The sequence below is a fragment of the Erwinia sp. PME.40.26/001 genome (genome assembly GCF_055556675.1).
On sequence record NZ_JBVHNP010000132.1, the window covers coordinates 1 to 276 of the forward strand.

1 protein-coding gene is annotated in these 276 nt (G+C 70.7%); it reads left to right on the forward strand.

The features are described from left to right. Nucleotides 1–276, forward strand: a 276-nt coding sequence (locus ACZ3HG_RS23530; protein ID WP_465334766.1) for a glycoside hydrolase family 3 N-terminal domain-containing protein, incomplete at both ends; no start/stop codon positions are given.

The following is a 276-nucleotide window of genomic DNA, read 5'->3' on the forward strand; positions in this document are numbered from 1 at the left end:
GGGGATGCGCGACGGCGGCGTGCTCCCGACGTTCAAGCACTTCCCCGGACTCGGGCACGTGGGTGAGAACACCGACACGTCCTCCGGGGTGACCGACGACTTCGTCACCGCCGACGGCCCCGACGTCGGGGTGTACTCCACGGTGCTGAAGAAGGGCCCGGCGGTCGCGATGCTGTCCACCGCGATCTACGCCAAGATCGACCCCAACGCGCCAGCGGCGTTCTCGCCGACGGTGGTCGGGGTGCTCCGCGGCCGGGTGGGGTTCGACGGCGTGAT